The 15,113-nt window shown below is 52.1% G+C and carries 14 protein-coding genes and 1 pseudogene; 12 read left to right on the forward strand and 3 right to left on the reverse strand.

From position 1 onward, the window contains the following. The first annotated feature begins 70 nt into the window (after positions 1 to 70). The 11 genes from ET418_RS16400 (at position 71) to ET418_RS16450 (ending at position 9,807) form a co-directional block, all read left to right on the forward strand. A complete protein-coding gene (locus tag ET418_RS16400; RefSeq protein ID WP_149309449.1) occupies positions 71 to 1,405 on the forward strand; it encodes an FAD-dependent oxidoreductase in 1,335 nt (444 codons plus the stop codon). A gap of 56 nt (positions 1,406 to 1,461) precedes the next feature. Then, positions 1,462 to 1,821: a DUF488 domain-containing protein gene (locus ET418_RS16405; protein WP_149309451.1), complete on the forward strand. Its 360-nt coding sequence runs from the start codon at positions 1,462 to 1,464 to the stop codon at positions 1,819 to 1,821. Positions 1,822 to 1,991: 170 nt separating this feature from the next. Beyond that, entirely contained in the window at positions 1,992 to 3,602 is a 1,611-nt protein-coding gene (gene hcp, locus ET418_RS16410; protein WP_149309452.1) for a hydroxylamine reductase, read from the forward strand. Positions 3,603 to 3,695: 93 nt separating this feature from the next. After that, positions 3,696 to 4,130, forward strand: coding sequence for a PAS domain-containing protein (locus ET418_RS16415; protein ID WP_149309454.1), 435 nt, complete (start codon positions 3,696 to 3,698; stop codon positions 4,128 to 4,130). A 426-nt stretch (positions 4,131 to 4,556) separates the two neighbouring features. Further along, the gene (gene nrfH / locus ET418_RS16420; RefSeq protein WP_149309456.1) at positions 4,557 to 5,021 is read left to right on the forward strand and encodes a cytochrome c nitrite reductase small subunit; all 465 of its coding nucleotides are present in this window, start codon (positions 4,557 to 4,559) and stop codon (positions 5,019 to 5,021) included. A gap of 22 nt (positions 5,022 to 5,043) precedes the next feature. Then, a complete protein-coding gene (locus tag ET418_RS16425; protein ID WP_149309458.1) occupies positions 5,044 to 6,492 on the forward strand; it encodes an ammonia-forming cytochrome c nitrite reductase subunit c552 in 1,449 nt (482 codons plus the stop codon). A 65-nt stretch (positions 6,493 to 6,557) separates the two neighbouring features. Then, positions 6,558 to 7,562: a 4Fe-4S binding protein gene (locus tag ET418_RS16430; protein ID WP_149309460.1), complete on the forward strand. Its 1,005-nt coding sequence runs from the start codon at positions 6,558 to 6,560 to the stop codon at positions 7,560 to 7,562. Positions 7,563 to 7,688: 126 nt separating this feature from the next. Next, a complete protein-coding gene (locus tag ET418_RS16435) occupies positions 7,689 to 8,147 on the forward strand; it encodes an HPP family protein (protein ID WP_275937964.1) in 459 nt (152 codons plus the stop codon). Positions 8,148 to 8,578: 431 nt separating this feature from the next. Then, a complete protein-coding gene (locus tag ET418_RS16440; RefSeq protein ID WP_149309464.1) occupies positions 8,579 to 8,800 on the forward strand; it encodes a hypothetical protein in 222 nt (73 codons plus the stop codon). A 3-nt stretch (positions 8,801 to 8,803) separates the two neighbouring features. Further along, the gene (locus ET418_RS16445; RefSeq protein ID WP_149309466.1) at positions 8,804 to 9,259 is read left to right on the forward strand and encodes an iron-sulfur cluster-binding oxidoreductase; all 456 of its coding nucleotides are present in this window, start codon (positions 8,804 to 8,806) and stop codon (positions 9,257 to 9,259) included. Continuing rightward, entirely contained in the window at positions 9,259 to 9,807 is a 549-nt protein-coding gene (locus ET418_RS16450; RefSeq protein ID WP_149309468.1) for a hemerythrin domain-containing protein, read from the forward strand. The genes ET418_RS16445 and ET418_RS16450 overlap by 1 nt, the downstream gene beginning before the upstream one ends. Positions 9,808 to 10,641: 834 nt before the next feature. Here the strand turns inward: ET418_RS16450 and ET418_RS16455 are convergent. Next, positions 10,642 to 10,926 (reverse strand): hypothetical protein, encoded by a 285-nt coding sequence (locus tag ET418_RS16455; RefSeq protein WP_149309470.1) that lies wholly within the window; start codon positions 10,924 to 10,926, stop codon positions 10,642 to 10,644. On the opposite strand from ET418_RS16455, the pseudogene ET418_RS16460 reads away from it, so the two are divergent. Continuing rightward, positions 10,822 to 11,355 (forward strand): annotated as a pseudogene (locus tag ET418_RS16460) (IS30 family transposase); the annotation flags it as partial. The gene ET418_RS16455 and the pseudogene ET418_RS16460 sit on opposite strands and share 105 nt — an antisense overlap. Here the strand turns inward: ET418_RS16460 and ET418_RS16465 are convergent. Continuing rightward, positions 11,353 to 12,984, reverse strand: a complete 1,632-nt coding sequence (locus tag ET418_RS16465; protein ID WP_246153129.1) for a methyl-accepting chemotaxis protein — start codon at positions 12,982 to 12,984, stop codon at positions 11,353 to 11,355. The pseudogene ET418_RS16460 and the gene ET418_RS16465 overlap by 3 nt on opposite strands. Before the next feature lie 338 nt (positions 12,985 to 13,322). Then, the gene (locus tag ET418_RS16470; RefSeq protein WP_149309473.1) at positions 13,323 to 14,786 is read right to left on the reverse strand and encodes a cytochrome c family protein; all 1,464 of its coding nucleotides are present in this window, start codon (positions 14,784 to 14,786) and stop codon (positions 13,323 to 13,325) included. Positions 14,787 to 15,113 lie beyond the last annotated feature (327 nt).

A 15,113-nucleotide genomic window follows, 5' to 3' on the forward strand; every position in this document is an offset into this window, starting at 1 on the left:
CAACCAATCATTCATAACAAAACCCACAGTAAGGTGCAGCCATTAAAAGCACATCTCAAGAGGTGATCAGATGAAGACTGTGATTATTGGTGGGATAGCAGGTGGACTGTCAGCTGCCAGCCAGATCAAACGTGAAGATCCCGGCGCGCAGGTGATTATTCTGGAAAAATCAGGCGATGTTTCTTATGCCGCCTGCGGTATGCCTTATAACCTGTTCTATAAGGACAAGCCTGTCGAGGAGCTCTATGCTCTTGATCTTGATACGATCCGAAAGGAACGCGGTATCGATTACCGGCAGAACCATGAAGTTATTAGAATTGATCCGGTTCAGAAGGAAGTGGCGGTTGTTGATCTCATCAATGCTCGGGAATATCGTGAAAGTTACGATTACCTCGTGTACGCCACCGGCAATAAACCGATCAGGCTTTCTCTTCCCGGATTTGAAGATAATGACGTATTCTATTTCAAGACCCTGGACGACACGCGGCTGGTCAAAAAAATAATCTACGAAAAAGCCCCTACCAATGCACTTCTCGTGGGTTCCGGTTATACCAATTTAGAGCTGGCGGATGTCCTCTACAACATGAAAATTCCCCCGGTCATCCTTGAAAAGTCCGCCACGATCCTCCCCTCCTTTGCTGAAGAGATCAGGGCGAAGGTCCTGGAGAAGATAGAAGAGAAAGGAATCACGCTCCATACCAATGTCGATATTATGGAAAAGAATGGCACCGTGGTCAGTACCAGGGCCGGAGACTTCGACGCGAACATGGTGGTTGTCTCCATCGGGGTAAAGCCGAACACGGAACTCTTTTCGGCTGCCGGAGGCGAGTTGGGGGTTGCCGGTGCGGTAAAGGTCGATCGCTTTTTGCGGACGAACCTTCCTGATATTTTTGCTGCCGGCGACTGCGCCGAACACTATGTCCGCCAGCTCGGTAGAAACGGCTATATGCCGCTCGGCCCGGCGGCAAACAAGCAGGGACGACTCGTGGGCAGCAACATCGTCAACAGCAAAGCCATGAAGATGTTTTACGGTATTGACCAGACTGCGGTCTTCAAGTTCTTCGACCTTACGGTGGCCACGACCGGCCTCAGCGAACGTCAACTCGGCGAAATAGGCGCAAACTATGTAAAAATCCACGTGGATACTCCTACCAGGGGGGCATTTCCCGGAGGTGGAATAATGCGGGTGCTGCTCCTGCTTGAAAAAGGGACCGGCTTGATTCTCGGCGGGCAGATGATAGGGCAGGACGTGGTGGCAAAGCGGCTCGATGTTATCGCAACGGCTATTTACAAACAGATGACGGTGTTTGAACTCGCGGAACTTGATCTGAGTTATTCGCCGCTCTACTCTCCTGTATGGGACCCACTTCTTATCGCAGCGAACAAAGCGGCCAAGGAAGCGTGACAAAAAGAAAACTACGGGTTTCAAATGTTCCACTTTTGCTTTTTGAGGCGGATATCATGATACGAGTCAAGCGTGTATATGAACCGCATGAACCAGAAGACGGCCCACGTTACCTTGTGGACAGGTTGTGGCCCCGAGGTGTGAAGAAAGAAAATCTCCTGTTGGATGGATGGTTAAAAGATCTGGCCCCCAGCGATAATTTGAGACGATGGTTTGGGCACGACCCAGCCAAGTGGGAAGAATTCTGCCGACGCTACGAAGCTGAGTTAGAGGGCAATAGCCAAAACTGGCATTTTCTCCTGGACATGTCCCGGAAGCAGGACATTACCTTGCTTTTCAGTGCACATGACATTGAACATAACAATGCCGTGGCCCTTCGGTCGTTTTTTGAGAAAAAACGGGAAGACGTTTCATAGAATGTCGTTACAAACCTCAGCATACTTAGTTATTGGAAATGGATCAAATTGATCAAGTTTGACTTCAGTCAAACAATCAGGACAAATATCGGTGTAGGTTCTTGACCATTAGAAGCGGCGGAAGACAATCTGCGTGTTTGTAGAAACCAAAAAATAAAGGAGAATTACTCATGGGAATGTTCTGTAACCAATGCGAACAGGCGGCACACGGCACCGGCTGCGACATCTCCGGCGTATGCGGCAAGAAACCCGATGTAGCAACGCTTCAGGACCATCTGGTGTACGGCTTGAAGAGTCTGGCACTCCACGCCGACAAGCTGGGGCGCGACCCCGAGATCGACCGCTTCACCATCGAAGGGCTCTTCACCACCGTCACCAACGTGGATTTCGAGGCCCCCCGCATCGGCGGTATCATCAAGCGCTGCTATGAGCTCAAGGAGAAGGCCCGCACGGCGCTGGCCGCCAAAGGCACCACCCTCTCCGGTCCCGTGGCCGAATGGAAACCTGCCGAGGATCTCGACGGCATGACCCGTCAGGGGGAGGCGTACGGCATCAACGCCCAGCACGCCAACGAGGATATCCGCTCCGTGATCGAGATCCTCATGTACGGCCTCAAGGGGATGGCCGCCTACATGGACCACGCCATGATTCTGGGCCGCAGCGACGACGAGGTGCTGGCCTTCTTTCAGAAGGCCCTGGCCGCCACTACTGATCCCAACCTGGGACTCATGGACTTTGTGGGCCTCTCCATGGAGTGCGGCAAGCACAACCTGACCGTGATGGGACTTCTGGACGCTGCCCACACTGACACCTACGGCCACCCGGTCCCCACGTCGGTACAGCTCGGCACCAAGGCCGGCAAGGCCATCCTGGTGTCCGGCCACGACCTGAAGATGCTGGAGGAAATTCTCAAACAGACGGAAGGCAAAGGCATCAACATTTACACCCACGGTGAGATGCTGCCGGCCCATGGTTATCCCGGCCTGAAAAAGTACAGCCACCTGGTTGGGAACTTTGGCGGGGCATGGCAGGACCAGGCCAAGGAGTTTGCCACCTTCCCCGGCGCCATCATTTTCAACACTAACTGCATTCAGAAACCGGCTGATAACTACACAGACCGTCTCTTCACCTGGGGACTGGTGGCATGGCCAGGCGTCAACCATATCGATGGCTGGGACTTCAGCCCGGTAATCAACAAGGCTTTGGAAAGCCCGGCGCTGCCGGAGAATCCCGGGCAGGAAATCCTGACCGGCTTTGGTCACAACGCTGTACTTGGCGTAGCCGACAAAGTCATTGCTGCGGTCAAGGCAGGCCAGATCAAACACTTCTTCCTGGTGGGAGGCTGCGACGGCGCCAAATCGGGACGCAACTATTACACTGAGTTCGCTGAAAAAGCGCCGAAGGATACGGTCATCCTGACCCTGGCATGCGGTAAGTACCGTTTCAACAAGCTGGAATTCGGCGACATCGGCGGCATCCCGCGTCTGCTGGACGTGGGCCAATGCAACGACGCCTACTCGGCCATCCAGATCGCCGTGGCCCTGGCCGGGGCCTTTGAGTGCGGCGTGAACGACCTGCCGCTCTCCATGATCCTCTCCTGGTACGAGCAGAAAGCCGTGGTCATCCTGTTGACCCTCTTGCATCTGGGGATCAAGAACATCAAGATCGGGCCGTCGTTGCCGGCCTTCATCACCCCCAACGTGCTCAACTTCCTGGTGGAGAACTTCAACCTCGGCCCGATCACCACCGCCGATGCCGACCTGAAGGCCATACTGGGATAACACATTACAAAAAGATTCGATGAGCAATAAACGCCCCACGTCTTGCACAGGGGCGTTTATTGCTTAAACTATCAAGTACCGCGAGGAGGGGATATGGACAGTTTCTTGAAACAGTTGGTCAATGATTCACCGGACGCAATCCTCATCTCGGATCGTGAAGGGGTTATCCGCTTTTGGAACAGTGGGGCCGAGCACATGTTCGGCCACTCTTCAGCAGAAGCTGTCGGGCAATCGCTTGACCTGATCATCCCCGAGAATTTGCGTGCCCGCCACTGGGATGGCTATCGGCGGGTGATGGCGTCCGGTGAAACGAAATACAAAACAGGTCTTCTCTCTTCGCCGGGCGTCCGCCAGGATGGCACCCGCGTTTCATTGGAGTTCAGCATGATTTTGCTGCGCGACGAGGCCGGCTTCATGCAGGGATGCGCTTCAATCATGCGGGATGTAACGGAGCGGTGGAAGAAAGAGAAGGAGCTGAAGGAACGTTTGACCGCCTGTGAAACAAAGTTGGCAGGCACATCAGTCTAAGATTCTGTAACGACATTATCGAGATCGCGCATCCCAGGGGTCTACGCCATCGGCGCCATGGCCCCTGGGGTGCGGGACGACGCTCCGCTTCCCACGGCCGGCCCTGCGTTTGCCCCCCCCTACTGCCCGGTCAGGTTTCCCCATACGAAAATTGTAATCCCCACGGCCCAATCTCTATCCGCATACCTGCATCTCGCGGACACCGCATCCTTACGGCAGCCTCAGGCCTTGTGATCGCCATTGCTACCATCATTGTAACGGCCTGTTCTCATGCCCAGGTGCCGGAAGAATCCATTCCCTTTACTCTCCATCGCCATTTTCTTGATCTGGGTCAAGGCCATCTGCGCGCCTGATGCTAACCTGGGATTATTCCGAGAACGTTGCGGTATGTGCGGCACCAAATAGATTCAATATCAGGGAGGCCCCATGCGGTTCCTGACGTCATCAAAAGGTTTTATTACGATCCTGTCGGTAGTTGTCATCGGCCTTGCGGTCGCTGCCTTTCTGCTCTTCGGACCTCCGCAATTGCTGGCGCTGTCGGAATCGCCGGATTTCTGCGCCAGCTGCCATGTCATGGAGGAGCAGCACACCGCCTGGAGTCACGCCGGCGCCCACCGGCGGGTTCGTTGCGTCGATTGCCACCTGCCGAATGGCAACCACGTGGTCCACTATGTCTGGAAGTCAATCGACGGCATGAAGGATGTGATTTCGTTTAATACCGGCATGGTTCCGGAGCGGATCACCCTGTCCAGCCATGGGGCAAAGGTCGTACAGAGCAATTGCATTCGCTGTCATGCCGAGGCGGTTTCAAAGTTGGATACCACGCGGCAGTGCTGGGGCTGCCACCGGCAGTTGCGCCACCGGATGTCCGGCACCGTTGCTACCAGATAAAAACCAAAGAGAGGAGAACAGAATGAAGATGTTGCAGAGCTGCGCCGTGCTGGCGCTGATGGCTGCCGTGACGATCGGCGCGGGGTGCGCCCCCAAGAAAGTCGAACCGGTAAAGACCGCTGCGATCCCCGACGGGACTATTGAGCCTGCTGTATGGGGGAAGGTTTACCCCATAGAGTACGAACTTTGGAAAAAAACCGGTGAACCTAATCCGGCAGGCAAGAGCCGGTACAAAAAGGGAAATGACGAAGGACGGGAACGTCCTGACAAGCTCGACGAATTCCCGTTTTTGGCGCTTCTGTACAATGGCTGGGCCATGGGTTCCGAGTACAGCGAGCCACGGGGGCACCTCAACATGATCAAGGATCAGTTGGATGTGGATCCGGGACGCTACAAGGCCGGCGGTTCCTGTCTGACCTGCAAGACGCCGTATGCCCCGATTTTGCAGGGAAAAATGGGCAAAGACTACTTTGCCAAGCCGTACAAGGAGGTTCTTGCACAGGTTCCGCAGGAACACCAAACCCTTGGCGTGACCTGCATCGACTGCCACAATAACAATGATATGTCTCTGAGGATATCCCGCGGGTTCACTCTGGGCAAAGCCCTGGATAAGCTCGGCGTCGATCAGTCCAAGCTGACCCAGCAGGACATGCGGTCCCTAGTATGCGCTCAATGTCATGTTACCTACAGTATCACCAAAGATGCGCAGATGAAATCAACCGACGTCATGTTCCCATGGGAAGGTAGTAAATGGGGCCGTATTACCATCGAGAACATCATCAAAAAACTGCGCAACAATCCGTCGAGCGGCGAGTGGACCCAGAGCGTCACCGGATTCAAGCTGGCTTTCATCCGCCACCCGGAATTCGAACTCTTCTCCAACAACAGCGTGCATTGGCAGGCGGGCGTGGCATGTTCTGACTGCCATATGCCCTACACCAAGGTAGGAACTCACAAGGTTTCAGACCATCAGATCATGAGCCCGCTGAAGAACGACCTGAAGGCATGCCAGCAGTGCCACTCCGAAACGCCCGAATGGCTGCGCAACCAGATCTTCGCCATCCAGGACCGGACCATGTCCCAGTTCATCCGCTCCGGCTACGCCACTGCCACCGTGGCCAAGCTGTTCGAGATGGCCAACAAGGCCCAGACCGCCGGCAGGCAGATCGACAAGGATCTCTATGCCAAGGCCCGGGATCACTACGAAGAGGCCTTTTACCGGGTCGTGTTCATCGGTGCCGAGAACTCTACCGGTTTCCACAACCCCAGCGAGGCGCTTCGTATCCTTGGCGATGCGACCAGTCATGCGGGCAAGGCCGAAGGACTGCTCCGCCAGGCCCTGGCCAAGGCGGGGGTGACGGTCCCGGAGAAGGTCGACCTGGAGCTGGCCAAGTACGTGAACAACCGCGGCACGAAAAAGCTGATGTTCAAGCCGCAGGATGAGATCAAGGATCCCTTTGCCGCAAAATAGATCGTGTTCCCGGGGGTTGGGCAGAATAAACCCGCCCCCGGGATATGATTGAAAGAGGATGTATCATGGCTCAGCTTTCTGCAAAATCAGGGCGTACCATACGCACCATCGTTCAATGGTGCTTTTTGTTGTGGGTGATCGGCATCGGCATCCGTTTCGGTATGTTTGTCAATGCCGCCGAAAGCGGCGCATCAGTTCCAGTGGTGTCTCGTCCGCCGGGCGTGGAGGGATTTTTGCCCATCGGCGCGCTTACCAGCCTAAAATACTGGCTGGTTTCAGGAAAGATCCACCCAATCCATCCCGCGTCCCTGGTTATCTTCCTGACGGTCCTGCTCATGAGTCTGCTTGCCAAGAAATCTTTCTGCTCCTGGCTTTGCCCTGTCGGTACCCTCTCCGAAGGTGCACACAAGTTAGGTCGGCTGCTGTTTGGCCGGAATTTCAGTATTTGGCCATGGCTCGACGTCGTATTGAGAGGCGTCAAGTATCTATTGCTGTTACTGTTCGTTAAGCTAATTTTGCTGGATATGCCGGCCGATACACTTAGTGGATTTTTGGATGCTCCCTACTGGGCGGTCAGCGATGTCAAGATGCTCCATTTTTTCACAAGTATGTCCATAACCACGGTGACGGTTCTGGCGATCCTGACCTTTTTGTCCCTTCTGTACAAAAATTTCTGGTGCCGCTATCTCTGCCCCTATGGGGCGCTGCTTGGCTTGGCAAGCATCATCAGCCCCTTCAAAATCCGTCGGGACACGAGTGGCTGCACCGGTTGTCGGCGCTGTACCGCTGCCTGTCCTTCCGGCCTTGCGGTTCATTCCAGCACAGCAGTTTCCTCTCCGGAATGCACGGGGTGCCTCACCTGTGTTGTGCACTGCCCCGAACATAATATCCTCGCCATGCAGCCTTTTTTCTGGAAACGACCACTACCGGTTTTGGTTTTTCCTGCCGTGGTTGTGCTTATCTTTATGGTGGGGATTGGCGTTGGAATGTTCAGCGGACACTGGCACAGCTCGCTCAGCTATGCCGATTATCAACGGCTCATACCGCTCGAGCCTTATCTTAGTCATTGACCTGGAGGCGTTAATAGATTGAAAAAACGCATATCAATCTTCATACGGAGACACGTTGCGATTAATAAAAGGCTTGCCAGGTTACCCCGCAAGTTCAAGGCACCCTTCAGGGGGCCGCGTCCACCGATGTCTCTGCGTTATGCAGTATGGAGCTGCATCAGCGCAACCCTGGGTATTCTTGCTATTTGCGAGATAACAACCCTGGTGGGCCACCCTTTGCTGATCGGCTCCTTCGGGGCTTCAGCAGTCCTCCTTTTCGGCGCCACCGACTCGCCGTTGGCCCAACCGCGCAATCTGGTTGGAGGGCATCTTGTTTCCGCCACCGTTGCGGTGATTGTGGTAGCCCTTTTCGGCTCCTCGCCGGTGACCATGGCCATTGGGGTGGGGCTGGCAATCTTCGTGATGAACATGACCCATACGACCCATCCTCCGGGAGGAGCAACAGCTCTGATCGGCGTGCAGGGGGCCGTCGGCCCAAGTTTTATCCTGATGCCGGTGCTGGCTGGAGCTCTGATCCTCCTGGCAACGGCAATCTTTACAAATAATGTGGTATTTCATCGTTCCTACCCCAGACATTGGCTATAGCTCGGCGGAAGTTCCTGTATGCGTCAGATGATCTGACTGATCCGCAATCCCGCATAAACAACTCCTTTATTGAATCGAATTTGAACGCTATCCTATTAAGTCCAACGTAGCCTTCCTGCATCGCAAGTTGCATGACACAGGTCAAATTATTTGGTTTTCACCTTTAATTTGTCAGGTTGAGAGTCATAATTAGCCGACGTGGTCATGACAATCTCTTGCTATGTCTTGAAAAATCCCAACGAATTATGAACCAAGTCCCTCATGGCATCCTCCAACGATTTCTGTCGTGGAGTGCCATTTTTACAGTTTTTCCATCCCAATAGCCGGTCGATAAACTTCCTGAGAGAATTCGCAGTTACTTGATCTACATCAATGCCCGTCAACCGTTTGTTTGTTAACCTCATAATCATAAAACAGCAAGGAGGCGCCCAATGAACTTCAGCAACGAACTTGGTGATAGAGCGATACAGGATGTAATGCAGACCTACCCGGGGATCGGCGAGATTCTTGCCCGGTATGACATTGGCTGTACCACCTGCAAAGTGGGGATCTGTCTTCTGAAGGATGTAGTCTCCATTCATGGCCTGTCAAAGGAAGATGAAGCGAAAATCGAGTTGGAAGTCAACGAATTCTTAGCGACAAAAGGAGAGTAAATCATGGGTAATTTGGGATGTGGCTGCCCAGGCAGCATGGCAAAGGTAATTGAGAGGCCGTTAAACGAAGAAACAAACAACAACAAGGCAGTCTCTGAACTCAGACAGTGGCCGGTACAGCTTCATTTGGTCTCGCCCGCCGCTCCGTACTTCAAAAACGCAAAAATCCTGGTTTGCGCCGATTGTGTCGCTTTTGCCATGGGGAGCATGCATCAGGACCTGCTGAAAGGGAAAGCGCTGGCGATAGCATGTCCTAAACTCGATGAAACCGACACGTATGTGGAAAAGCTGGCTACGATCTTTTCTACTAATGAAACCCCTCATATCACCGTGGCAATCATGGAGGTGCCTTGTTGCCGCGGGCTCGATATCATGGTCAGGGAAGCCATTCAGAAAAGCGGCAGGGATATCCCCTTGGAAACCGTGATTGTCGGTATCGACGGCACCAGGAGGGACTGATGAAGACAAACATTACCTCAACACTTGTGGACGAGCATCGTCTGATACTGCGCATGATTGCGTTGCTGGAGCGTAATGCCCCCCTCACTTTAGAGGGTAGCCATACAGATTGGCAGTTCTACCTGGATGGCGTTGACTTTATCCGCAATTATGCGGACCGATTTCATCATGCCAAGGAAGAGGATGTACTTTTCGTCGCATTGGTCAAAAACGGCATGCCGCGCGAGAACAGTCCGGTAGCGGCAATGCTGATGGAACATGAGCAGGGCAGAGCTTTTGTACTTGGGATGGAAACTGCTGTTAACGAGGCTGTGGAAGGCATTCCGGGGCGAGAGAGCGTCATCGTAGAAAACGCCTTGGCCTATGCAGCACTTCTGCGTGACCATATTGCCAAAGAGGACGATATCCTCTATCCCCTGGCGGAGAGAGTTATTCCAGAGAGCATGCGTCCGGAAATAGCAAGTGGATATCAGCGAGCGGAAATGCAGACTAATACTGACTTCAGCACCCATTATCGAAATCTTGTAGAAACATACGAAAAGGAATAGCATCGCGCCGAAACAGATATGCCCCGCTTCGCGTGACAAACGGATGAGGAAAAAGCGGTTTTCGAGACGCTTGAGTGATAGTGTCATAATAAAATGACACAAAGGTCGTGCTGTTTAAAAGGCGCTCTGGGGTATTTGCGGGATTCGCTGTCCAGTTGAAAGGAAGTGCTGTTCCTGTGGTGAATACCGCGAAAGGGTCTCCTGCTTGCCATGCCCTGCCTCCTTTGTCATTGATCGTAAGGTCAGTATGACATGGCAAAGCGTCAAAATTTGTCGCGTTGTGTACTGTTAATTAACTTTGGAATAACGAAACGCATAACGAAACCCTGTAAACTGGGCGTTTAGCATATACTCCAGGGTGTTTTCAGAAATGTGTATTCCGTCCTTGGATGATTCTTCTTGACCGGAGCCATCAGAAACCCAAAATGGTGGGCGAAAAAGTTTTGCTGAACGTCGCGCTTGGGGAGCCAGCATGGACTCGAAACAACTGTCTCAAAACATTTGACTAAACTTTGACCAAGAGCTTGGTATTTAACGCATTCTGCTGAACGTTTGCAAACGAAAATCAGCCGAGAATGTAAGAGTAACAGTTTAATTTATTTGAAATTTTATGTTTAAGCCTTGTTAAGATTGACTATCAAAAAGTGGATTCCGTTTCCCGCTCCAATAAAATAACGAGGTTAGGCCGTTTGGCCTAACCTCTTTTGTATTTAATGGGGCCAACTATGGGGCCAGTTGACAAAAAACTCGAATATAGAGCATTCACTTAAAATCCACTTTCAGTACCTTCTACGACCGCCGGACGAGGGAGGTTACGAACTATCCCCGCTTCTCTTAGACTGGTAGTAGTACCTCCACTTGTTCTCCGGCAAGATGATATGTCTCGGGTGCTAGTTTTATCAGCTTATTTCCTTGGATAAGCGATGAGAGACGCCCCGAACTTTGGTTGCCGGTGGTTGATACACAGTAGCAGTTATCAGATATCGATACGATGCCTCGCACCGAGTGGGGACGCTTCCCCTTGTTTGCCCCAATGATGAGCGGATGCGCATCAGCCATGAAACGATTTATTGTTGGATTTACCTGGACGTCAGCCAGGACGGCGACCTCCATGAGCATCTACGGCGGCGTCATCCCAAACAACGCCAGCAGAGACGCTACGGTTCAGGGCGGCGTTTTATTCCTGGCCGCGTTTCTATTGACCAGCGCCCGGTCATAGTTGAAAGCCGTGAACGCTTCGGTGACTGGGAAGGAAACACCCTGGAAGGGGCCAAAGGAAAAGGGGCGTTGGCCACCCATGTAGAGCAGATGAGCCGTTATTTGCTGGCGGCAAAGCTCGCGGACAATAAAGCGGCAGCCGTGAACGCCCAAAGCATCCCGTGTTTCTTGAAACTGCCAGAGACGATGCGTCAGACTCTAACCGTTGACAACGGCAAGGAATTTTCACAGTTCAAAGAGTTGGAAGCTGCAACCGGCTTAAAGGTATATTTTGCTGCTCCCTACGCTGCAAGGCAGCGAGGTACCAACGAAAATATGAACAGCTTGCTAGGCTAGCTTGAATTGACCTACCAGACTATTTAGGTCCTCTCCCAAGCGGGAGAGGCTTGAAGATGCCGTGGCCGTATCCTGTGCTCCTTTGGAAGTGCTTTCAATAATTTCAGAAATTTTGTGAATGTTCGTCGTGATCTCGTTGGTGGTGGCGGTCTGTTCTTCCGCAGCGGTAGCAATCTGGCTTACTTGCGAGGTGACCTCATTGACCTGCTCAAGAATCTTCTGGAGTGCAGACTCCAGTAGGGTTGCCTCGGCCGCCCCCTTTTCTGTTCCCTTAACCCCCTCTTCCATTGAGACGATTGCCTGTTTGGTCTCATTTTGAATAGCTTTTATCATTTCACCGATTTCTTTTGTAGCGCGCGTAGTACGTTCAGCCAGGGCACGCACTTCGTCTGCAACAACGGCAAACCCCCTCCCTTGCTCTCCGGCTCTGGCCGCTTCAATTGCGGCATTCAAGGCCAACAAGTTGGTTTGATCGGCGATGTCCTCAATAGTTGCGACAATGGCACCTATCTGGTCGGAGCGTTCTCCCAGCGAAGAAATTGCCTGAGCATTCACCTTGGTGCGCTTTCCGCGTTGACGAATTCCTTCAACCGTGTTTTTGACAACTTCAAACCCATTCTGGGTGGTATCGGCAGCCTGTTGGGCACTCTGCGCTGCCAAGTGACAGTTTTTGGCAATATCGTTGCTGGTGGCTGCCATCTCTTCACTAGCAGTTGCCACAGTACCTGCTTGAGCAGCTACTTCTTCAGCACTGACGGCCATTTGTTCAGCAGTTATGTTTAATTCTAAGGTTGCCGATGCCAGATTGGATGACGTCCCGACCACACTGGTAATGATTACCGACATTTTCTCTATGAATTTATTCAGCCAAATTGCTGTTTGGGCAAGTTCATCCATCCCCTGTACCTCAAGCCGTTTACTCAAATCGCCTTCGCCTGCTGCAATATCCTTGAGACGCAAAATCAGTTCATTGAAAGAGGTCTGCATGACCCTCCAGAAGATCAATAATAACAAGTTCATTAACAAAATGGTGATAATCAATGTCGTTACCGCCAAGGAAAATGTTTGATTAGTAAATGCATTGAGATCAGTACGTTCAGCCTTCATATCCTTCTTTATTGCGGTCTGCATCTCAACGATTAATACTTTGATCTCCCGCCACTTGGGAGTTTCCTTCTTAACTAGTAGCTCAATCGCATCGGCCTGTTTTCCCTCTCTGGCCAGCTTGATGATCTCCTCTTTAATAACGCTATTCTCCCGCCACATAGCCGGCAGTTTATTAAATTGTTTGCCATACTCTTCGACCCCATTGGCAATGATTATAGCGTCTTTGAGCAATGCGAGGAACTCTTCAGAAGCCTTGCTATAGTTTGAGAGCGCCTTTTCATCGGATGGGTTAAGGATCACATTGCGAACAGCCTGTTCCGACTGAATTCCTTGAGCCTGCATCTCACTTACCGTCAGTGCCAATGATTGATATTTATCGTTGAAGCGGTCAAAACGCTCGTTTGTTCCCTTCATCCCGCGATAAGATACAAACATTGCCGTCAATAGCAGAACTGTGGCTAGACCGCCAAAAATAAAAAACTTCCAAAATAAATTGATACTCTTGATGAAAGACATTGTAGCCTCCTCTAGTAGCAATAATGGTTGCATAATGAAATGAGTTGCTTGAATCGAGCACCACAATTTCCATGGGGGTTAATCGACGTTCAAATTTGCCCCATGTGGCAACGGTATTCTGCTGACATTTCAACACTGGTGGGGCAATATAGGCGGCGATTGCGGGCCAAAGTCATAAGTCGATTCACATCTTCTTCCTGTTGCCAGAAAGTATTCCATATGCTCTCCTCACCCGTGTCAGGCGGGGTTTAGTTCTTTGCAGAGTGCTTCAATATGATTACCGCTGCATAGTCTCTTTATATTGTATATCAACTCCAGTAAGGAAAGTGGCTGCTTCCCTAGTGTGATGTGGGAAACGACGCCTGCTTTACCACCATATCGACCACGGGGAGCGGGGGCACCGCCTTGAGATCATATATTTTCTTCAGGTCGATGTCCTTCGGTACTGCGCCCAGCAACGCTTCGGCAACCTTCTGGTCAGCCTGCCGGTATCTGAGTTTCACTTCAATGGATAACGACTTCGCCATCCCAAGGGTGGCAATCCCGTAGAAAACATCCTTATACCCTCTTGGTGGGATGGTGTCGTGTCGCGAGAAAGATGTTATCACCCAGGGATCTACGGCGAAGTGAAAATTCTCCCCCATGCCGTCCGAATTGAAGAGGCGGGCATTGTCGGGCAAGGTGCCGTCATTTCTAACTTCGCCACTGGTCATAACGGTCTTTCCGGTCTCATCCTTCGCCGTGACCTCCAACCACATCTGCCTCACATTGGTAAGGGATGTCGGCAAATTGTGTCCGGCCCGGACGTTTTTGACCCGTACCCTCAGTTCGGCCAAGTGCCCGTCGCGGTACACCGGTGCCAGTTCCAGGTCGCCGGCTGACTTTAGCCGTTCCACCGCCATTTCGTACTGTTTCATCAGTATTTTAGCATGGTTTGTGTCCCCAGCCTTTTTTGCGGCTCCTGCGGCAAGATAGGTCAGCAGGTAGTTTGCACCATTAAAGTAATGCCTGTATTCCTTGCGCTCCGGTTTCACAAACTCATCGGCGGAACGTTTGAAATTCTCAATATCAACCATGTGGCAATCCTGGCAGAGGATGTTCTTCTGGGCATAGGGGCCGTGTTTCCACTCAATATAGGTGGCCTCCAGAGGGAAATGGGCATCGTAGTGATAGACCTGGTGGCATGAAGCGCAGAGGTCGGCCTGGAGATGGAGTCCTGATTCGACGCATTCATGGAACCCGCCACCACAAGCGTTGTGCGGTTTTAGCGGGCCGTGCTTGAGAAGTTGAATACCTTCCTTGGTCTCAACGCCGGGGGTGAGGATGAAGGAGCCGTTTTCCGGTTCATGGGACGGCGTCTGCCAGTGGGTGACACCGTTTATCGAATGGCAGATGTCGCAGGATACGCCGGCAAGAGCCATTTCGCTCAAGCCGGAATTTCCCGCCCCTTGTATCTCGCCAGCCACCATTCCAGCAGGAGAGTGGCATCCTTCGCACTGGCGGGTGACTTCATGTCCGACCGCTTTCCCCGCTTTGTTCAGTTCGCCCTGGTAGATAGGATCGACAAAGGCAAGGCTGTGCACCGAGCCGGCCCATTCCTTGTACTGTTTTACATGACACTCCTTGCAGACACTCGGTGGGGTGAATTCAGCTTTTGACTTGTTCCACTTGATGAGTGACGGATAATAAGGGTAATACTCCCGGTCCACATTGAAAACAGGAGATCCGGCCAGTGCTGTTCCGGTCAGAATGGCTAACAAAAGGGTAATGGCTGGGATCGCGTGAAGATGTTTCAGGAACATGTCAGCCTCCTACGGTATGGATGGGAGATGATCATATTTGGATCGCCCCGGTGATATTGGGTTCAGAAGTATAGCGAGGATCGGGAAATTTCTGCAAAGTATGACATTACTCTTCCCGCATATTCAGGATTTATGTTCCTTCATCGGCATTGAGTGCTTAATCTTACGGCGTTCGTGGATCTGCTTTGTGTCTTTGTGCATGTCTTCATATGCGGCCTTGATAGAATCATTGAAAGTTGCCTGCACCCACCATTTTCCTTGACGAACTTTCCAGCGCTATTTTGTCTTCAAAAGCCCCTTTGGCCCTCCCTGTCATGACTCCTGGCT

This window comes from Oryzomonas rubra, assembly GCF_008369015.1.
In the GTDB taxonomy this organism is placed as follows: Bacteria; Desulfobacterota; Desulfuromonadia; order Geobacterales; family Pseudopelobacteraceae; genus Oryzomonas; species Oryzomonas japonica.

Excerpts from the sequence above, each read along its gene's own strand:
- ET418_RS16400 (WP_149309449.1), top strand. The coding sequence starts at position 71 with ATGAAGACTGTGATTATTGGTGGGATAGCAGGTGGACTGTCAGCTGCC.
- ET418_RS16405 (WP_149309451.1), top strand. The coding sequence starts at position 1,462 with ATGATACGAGTCAAGCGTGTATATGAACCGCATGAACCAGAAGACGGC.
- hcp (WP_149309452.1), top strand. The coding sequence starts at position 1,992 with ATGGGAATGTTCTGTAACCAATGCGAACAGGCGGCACACGGCACCGGC.
- ET418_RS16415 (WP_149309454.1), top strand. The coding sequence starts at position 3,696 with ATGGACAGTTTCTTGAAACAGTTGGTCAATGATTCACCGGACGCAATC.
- nrfH (WP_149309456.1), top strand. The coding sequence starts at position 4,557 with ATGCGGTTCCTGACGTCATCAAAAGGTTTTATTACGATCCTGTCGGTA.
- ET418_RS16425 (WP_149309458.1), top strand. The coding sequence starts at position 5,044 with ATGAAGATGTTGCAGAGCTGCGCCGTGCTGGCGCTGATGGCTGCCGTG.
- ET418_RS16430 (WP_149309460.1), top strand. The coding sequence starts at position 6,558 with ATGGCTCAGCTTTCTGCAAAATCAGGGCGTACCATACGCACCATCGTT.
- ET418_RS16435 (WP_275937964.1), top strand. The coding sequence starts at position 7,689 with ATGTCTCTGCGTTATGCAGTATGGAGCTGCATCAGCGCAACCCTGGGT.
- ET418_RS16440 (WP_149309464.1), top strand. The coding sequence starts at position 8,579 with ATGAACTTCAGCAACGAACTTGGTGATAGAGCGATACAGGATGTAATG.
- ET418_RS16445 (WP_149309466.1), top strand. The coding sequence starts at position 8,804 with ATGGGTAATTTGGGATGTGGCTGCCCAGGCAGCATGGCAAAGGTAATT.
- ET418_RS16450 (WP_149309468.1), top strand. The coding sequence starts at position 9,259 with ATGAAGACAAACATTACCTCAACACTTGTGGACGAGCATCGTCTGATA.
- ET418_RS16455 (WP_149309470.1), bottom strand. The coding sequence starts at position 10,926 with ATGCTCATGGAGGTCGCCGTCCTGGCTGACGTCCAGGTAAATCCAACA.
- ET418_RS16465 (WP_246153129.1), bottom strand. The coding sequence starts at position 12,984 with ATGTCTTTCATCAAGAGTATCAATTTATTTTGGAAGTTTTTTATTTTT.
- ET418_RS16470 (WP_149309473.1), bottom strand. The coding sequence starts at position 14,786 with ATGTTCCTGAAACATCTTCACGCGATCCCAGCCATTACCCTTTTGTTA.